Below are 6,000 nucleotides of genomic sequence, written 5' to 3' on the forward strand. Positions count from 1 at the left end.
CGAAGGCAAGCGCTCGCGAACGCTCGCGATGCGCTGTCAGATGGCCGAAAATGCTTAGGGCTACCGGACCGAACCCGTCGTCCCGGCGACCTTCGAAAGCTATCTCGGACACGCCCTCCACGTCAACAACTTGTGTGTGCCGGCTACGTTCCGCGCTATATGTTGTAGTGCTACCGTAAAACCTGTGGATATCGCGGCGGCGGCGATAAGTGCTGTTTTACGTTGCGGGAATCCGGCTGGAAAATTTCTGAGTTCACAGGGCGGACGCCGCCTTGGCCATGTAAGCTTTTGGTTAAGGCGCGTTGGCTGTGTGATTCCCGCCGCACCGCCCCAGGAGCCTGATCGCTGATCGCGCGCCGATGGCTGTCCCCGGTCCGACTCGCGCTGGACTTCGTGCCGGCCCCTGACCATAGTCCGGCCATCGAAGGACGGGCGGTCGCGCCGGTCCGGTTCAGGCAAGTGCGATGGCTCTCAAGGACACGCTTCTGCGGATCTTCACATGGTGGAACGGGCAGACCATGTCGCTCGCCGTCATGACGGCCCGTCACGGCCAGCTGGTCGGCAAAGACGATTTCGGAAACACCTATTACAAGGCCATCGGACCGCTGAACGACCGCTCGGTCGGGACGGAGCGTCGCTGGGTCGTCTATAACGGCTATGCCGATGCATCGAAGGTCCCGCCCGGCTGGCGCGGCTGGCTCTGCCATAACGGTGACGTTCCCCCGAGTGAGGAGAGCTACACCCCGCGCGAGTGGCAGAAGCCGCATGTGGAGAATCTCACCGGAACCAGCGCGGCGTACCGTCCGAAGGGATCCCAACTCAATCCGGGCAACAAGGTCGTGACGGGTGGTGACTACGCGGCCTGGAGCCCGGAATAGCGCTTCGCCGAATGAGAGCGGCCGCCGACGCCGGATCCAGCACCCATGATTGGGCCGCCCTTTTTACACCATGCTTGGCCTGTCTATCGGTGCATGACATCGCGACCGCCCTGGCTTAGGGCAGACGCCTCTTCGTCCCGCGCCGGGTAAGCCGCATGCTCGTTCACCGCAATCTGCATCTCGCCATCAGAGCCGGCCTTCTATTCGCGGGCACCGCGGCGCTCGGCCTGCCGATGACGGGCCATGCCCTCGCCGACAAGATCAAGAACCCGACCGCGGTGTTCTCCGGCCTCGACAAGATCACGGGGCGGATCGTGTCGTTCGAAGTCGCGGTGGACGAGACCGTTCAGTTCGGCGCACTGCAGATGACCCCGCGCGTCTGCTACAGCCGGCCGCCCACCGAGAGCCCAAAGACCACGGCCTTCCTCGAAGTCGACGAGGTAACCCTCGACAACAAGTACCGCCGCATCTTCACCGGCTGGATGTTCGCGGCGAGTCCCGGGCTGCATGCGATCGAGCATCCGATCTACGATGTGTGGCTCGTGGATTGCAAAGGTGGCAACGACATCATCGCCGAGGCCCGCGAGCAGGAAGACGTGCCTGCCATGGCGTCGAAGCCGGAGAAGACCAAGCGCCAGCGGAACTCGGACCCGACGCGTACGGCCCAACAGGTCAACCCGAACGGGCAGGTCGATGTGGAGGCGCCGCGCGGAGTTCCGGTGCAGCCGAAGCAGAAGCCATCGCGGAAATTCTTCCCGACCAACGAAGGCCCGGCGCCCGCGCCGCCGCCTCAGCAGCCGCAATCGATCTTCGACGCCATCTTCCGGTAGGATCGGCCGGGCAACCGAGTTTTGCTTCATGCCCGATGCCGTCACCCTTCTGGCTTTCGCGGGCGTTTCCCTCGGGATGGTGCTGACGCCAGGGCCGAACATGGCCTATTTGGTCTCCCGCGCGATCTGTCAGGGCCGCGGGGCGGCGCTGGTCTCCCTCGGCGGGGTCGCGCTGGGCTTCGTCGTCTACATGCTCTGTGCCGCCTTCGGCATCACCGCTCTGATCCTGGCGATCCCCTACGCATACGATGCACTAAGACTGACTGGCGCCCTCTATCTCGGTTACCTTGCCTGGCAGGCGCTGAAGCCTGGTGGCCGCTCACCGTTCGAGGTGAGCCGGCTCGCCCCCGATAGCCGGAAGCGGCTCTTCGCCATGGGCTTCCTCACCAACCTCCTCAATCCGAAGATCGCGATGCTCTATCTCGCGCTCATGCCGCAATTCGTGACACCCACGGGCGGCTCGGTGCTGGGACAGACACTGATGCTGGGCTCCGTCCAGATCGCGATCAGCGTCGCGGTGAATGCGCTGATCGCGTTGGCGGCAGGATCGATCGCCGTCTTTCTGTCGCGCAATCCCGGATGGCTGAAAGCCCAGCGCTGGATCATGGGCGGCGTTCTCGGAAGTCTCGCCCTGCGCATGGCGCTCGACAGAACCCGCTGACGCGCACCGCGATTCATGTCTGCCGAGCGATCGAGGTGAGCACCTCCTCGCCACTCACGGCCCGCTCCTTCGGCCAGACATCCCAGACCGCTTCCTCAGCGATCGCCTCCGCTAGCCGTCGTTTGTAGACATGGCGCGGCACTTCCTCCGCTCCGAACTGGATCAGATGGTCCGTGACGAACTGCGTATCGGCGAGGCGATAGCCACCCATCCGCAACCTCGCCATCAGATGGACAAGGGCAACCTTCGATGCATCGCGGGAGACGTGGAACATGCTCTCGCCGAAGAATGCCGCTCCGAGCGATACGCCGTAGAGTCCGCCGACGATCCGTCCCTCCGCATAGACTTCGATCGTATGGGCATGGCCGGCATCATAGAGGGCACGGTAGAGTTCTCGGATACGTGCGTTGATCCAGGTCTTCTCCCCGTCGCCTCGAGGAGCAGCGCAGCCGGCGATCACGCTATCGAAATCGAAATCTGTCCGAACCTCAAAACGGTTGGACCTTATTGTACGGGCGAGCCGACGGGAGACGTGGAAACGGTCGATCGGCAGAACTCCGCGTGCTTTCGGCTCGACCCAATAGATGGTCGGGTCATCGGCATCTTCCGCCATGGGAAAGATTCCGGCGGCATAGGCCTTCAGCAAGATCTGCGGAGTGATGTCCACGCGGTCGCCGTCGTGGTCGTGCTGCATGATGACCAATGTGACGCTTCGGACGTACGAAAGCCAGAGGGCGGACGCATCACCCAGCGTCGCTCCCGACGAAAAACGGCGGAGCTTTCGCTCCGCCGTCTCGTCTTGTGAAAAGGATCGATTTCAGAATTCGGGACCGCCCGAAGTCGTACCGAGATTGGGGTTGGAACGCTGGTTCTGCTCGGCATTGCCGCCCTTCGCGGAATCCTCGAACACCGCCTCGCGGTTCGAAATGAAGGGGCGGCTACGAACGCTGCCGGTATCCTCGACATCGACGCGACCTTCGGCATCACGATAGATGCCGTCTGCTTGCGTGCCGGTCATCGGGACGATGCGGTCGGGCGCACCGATATATGCGGATGGTGACTGGGCGAAGGCGGCGGTGGCGCTCAGGGAGGCGGCCAACACGGCGATGGTCAGGGTGCGCATGAATATCTCGATTGTCATAAGGGTGATCGGCCTCTCGGTAGCTTCCTGCTGATGTCAGAAAAGGCGCTTGCCGGGCCGGGCTGGTCGGATAAGCTCTGTCGTCGCCAGGCGTTCCCCTTGTAGTGAGCCGGCAATGTGTCGCATCTCAATGGGGTAAAAACAAACATCAAAAGCTCCGTGCTTCTAAATGGGCATTAAAAGCAGCAGATTCTTCTCTCATAGGGCACTTCGAATTATTCTTTTGGATGAGAATACCAATAAATGTCGAGTACGGAGAGAAACGAAACATCCGCTCGTTGTAACAATTCGCACGGTTAAAAAGCTATCTTTTCTGCTGGTCAAAACAAAGCAGCCTGCCTCTTGGGGCAGGCTGCTCTAAATCAAGCAAAGGGAAAGCGCTGCGATTAGCGCGCCGGACCGCCGGAAGTGGAACCGGTATTGGCTCCCATGCCCTTATTGGTCTGATCGGCATTGCCGCCTTTTGCCGAATCGACTGCGCCGGCTCCTGCGGACATCCCATTCTCGCCAACTGGACGGCTCGTGCTGCCGGTGGCCGGCGGCATATCCCGGGTGGACGGATTGTCGAGCGGACCACCCGTCGTCGTGCCGGCCTGTGGCACAGTCCGTTCCGGCTGCGAGACGTTGCCTGAGGGTGACTGCGCCAAGGCCGGGGAGGCTGCGAGGAGCAGGGCAGCGACGGTAAGCTTTGCAATGCGCATGACGTTCGTCCTTCTGGGTTCGTGCTCCCACTGCGCCGGGCGGTCACCCTCGATTGCGCGCAATGAGAAACTTCTTATCCAGAGAACGAGCTTTAAGCGGAGCAGTTCCTCTCAGCCGTTTGTCGGCGTCATTCAGGTCGTCGTCTCCGAGAGGCCACCGCCTTCGAGGAAGCTCTCCAGCCAATGGATGTCGTAGGCTCCCGCGAGGACCTCCGGATTTCGCACCAGCGTTCGGAACAGCGGAAGCGTCGTGTCGACGCCGGCGACCACGAATTCGTCGAGGGCGCGACGCAGGCGCATGAGGCATTCATGTCGGGTACGCCCGTGAACGATGAGTTTCCCGATCAGCGAATCGTAGTTCGGCGGGATGCGATACCCCTGATAGGCGGCAGAATCGACGCGTACACCGAGCCCGCCGGGCGGATGGAAGTAGGTAATGAGCCCAGGCGATGGACGGAAGGTAGCCGGATGCTCGGCATTGATCCGGCACTCGATGGCATGACCCGTGACCTTGATGTCCTCCTGCGTCACCGAGAGGGGCAGGCCAGCGGCCACACGGATTTGCTCGGACACGAGATCCACCCCGGTGATCATCTCCGTTACCGGATGCTCCACCTGGATGCGGGTATTCATCTCGATGAAGTAGAACCGCCCGTCCTCGTAGAGAAACTCGACCGTTCCGGCGCCGATATATTGCAGCTCCTGCATCGCCCGAGCGCAGATACCGCCGATTTCAGCACGGGTCGCCTCGTCGATCACCGGCGATCCGCCTTCCTCCCACACTTTCTGGTGACGTCGCTGGAGCGAGCAATCGCGCTCGGCTAGGTGGACTGCCTTGCCGCGACCATCGCCCAGAACCTGAACTTCGATGTGCCGCGGCTTCTCGAGATATTTTTCGAGATAGACGGCATCGTCACCGAACGCCGCTTTCGCTTCGGTGCGCGCCATGTCGAGGGCCTGTTCCAGATCGGCCTCCGTACGCGCCACCTTCATGCCGCGGCCACCGCCACCGGAGGCGGCCTTCACCAGAACAGGATATCCGATCTCCGCCGCGATTCGCTTGGCCTCGACCGGATCGTCGACACCGCCCTCGGAGCCGGGCACACAAGGAATACCGAGCCGCTTGGCTGTCCGCTTGGCCTCGATCTTGTCGCCCATGATGCGGATATGCTCGGCCTTGGGACCGATGAAGCCGATATTGTGATGGGCCAGCACTTCGGCGAAGCGCGCATTCTCCGACAGAAATCCGTAGCCCGGATGCACCGCATCCGCGCCGGTGATCTCACAGGCGGCGATGATCGAGGGAATGTTGAGGTAGCTGTCCCTGGCCGAGGGCGGACCGATACAGACACTCTCGTCGGCGAGCCGCACATGCATGGCATCGGCATCCGCAGTCGAATGCACCGCCACAGTGGCGATCCCGAGTTCCTTGGCCGCGCGCAGGACGCGCAGGGCGATCTCGCCACGATTGGCGATCAGGATCTTTTCGAACATGGGGGGCGCTATCACTCGATGACGAGGAGAGGTTCGCCGAACTCGACCGGCTGACCATCCTCGAAGAAGATCGCGGTCACCGTTCCGGCGCGGGGCGCGACGATCTCGTTGAAGGTCTTCATCGCCTCGATCAGAAGCAGTTTCTCGCCGGCCGCCACTTGGGACCCGATATCGACGAAGGCCTTTGCATCCGGCGAGGGCCGGCGATAGGCAGTGCCGACCATGGGGGAGGGCACGGCGCCCGGATGACCGGCCCCGGCCTTGGCGCGCTCGCCAGCGGCGCCGGAGCCCGGCA

General features: G+C 62.5%; 8 protein-coding genes. 3 read left to right on the forward strand and 5 right to left on the reverse strand.

The window, feature by feature from the left end; genetic code table 11:
- Window positions 1-464: 464 nt before the first annotated feature.
- The 3 genes from FV220_RS08060 (at window position 465) to FV220_RS08070 (ending at window position 2,369) form a co-directional block, all read left to right on the forward strand.
- A complete protein-coding gene (locus FV220_RS08060; RefSeq protein ID WP_147830614.1) occupies window positions 465-878 on the forward strand; it encodes an NADH:ubiquinone oxidoreductase subunit NDUFA12 in 414 nt (137 codons plus the stop codon).
- Between the two features lie 233 nt (window positions 879-1,111).
- Window positions 1,112-1,708 (forward strand): DUF2155 domain-containing protein, encoded by a 597-nt coding sequence (locus FV220_RS08065; RefSeq protein WP_238253835.1) that lies wholly within the window; start codon window positions 1,112-1,114, stop codon window positions 1,706-1,708.
- A 28-nt stretch (window positions 1,709-1,736) separates the two neighbouring features.
- On the forward strand, window positions 1,737-2,369 hold the full coding sequence (locus FV220_RS08070; RefSeq protein WP_018044719.1) for a LysE family translocator: 633 nt from the start codon (window positions 1,737-1,739) through the stop codon (window positions 2,367-2,369).
- Between the two features lie 13 nt (window positions 2,370-2,382).
- Here the strand turns inward: FV220_RS08070 and aat are convergent, their stop codons facing one another.
- The 5 genes from aat to FV220_RS08095 all read right to left on the reverse strand — a co-directional run.
- Window positions 2,383-3,063 (reverse strand): leucyl/phenylalanyl-tRNA--protein transferase, encoded by a 681-nt coding sequence (gene aat, locus FV220_RS08075; RefSeq protein ID WP_056146510.1) that lies wholly within the window; start codon window positions 3,061-3,063, stop codon window positions 2,383-2,385.
- Between the two features lie 123 nt (window positions 3,064-3,186).
- Window positions 3,187-3,492, reverse strand: coding sequence for a hypothetical protein (locus FV220_RS08080; protein ID WP_244474519.1), 306 nt, complete (start codon window positions 3,490-3,492; stop codon window positions 3,187-3,189).
- A 404-nt stretch (window positions 3,493-3,896) separates the two neighbouring features.
- Entirely contained in the window at window positions 3,897-4,211 is a 315-nt protein-coding gene (locus FV220_RS08085) for a hypothetical protein (RefSeq protein ID WP_147830616.1), read from the reverse strand.
- 132 nt (window positions 4,212-4,343) lie between these two features.
- Window positions 4,344-5,705 carry an acetyl-CoA carboxylase biotin carboxylase subunit gene (gene accC / locus FV220_RS08090; protein ID WP_056145690.1) on the reverse strand — a complete coding sequence of 454 codons (1,362 nt, stop codon included), beginning with the start codon at window positions 5,703-5,705 and terminating at the stop codon, window positions 4,344-4,346.
- An 11-nt stretch (window positions 5,706-5,716) separates the two neighbouring features.
- Window positions 5,717-6,000 (reverse strand): biotin/lipoyl-containing protein (locus tag FV220_RS08095; protein WP_348642070.1); only part of this gene is annotated, 284 nt, incomplete at its 5' end.

Source organism: Methylobacterium sp. WL19 (genome assembly GCF_008040005.1).
GTDB lineage: Bacteria > Pseudomonadota > Alphaproteobacteria > Rhizobiales > Beijerinckiaceae > Methylobacterium > Methylobacterium bullatum.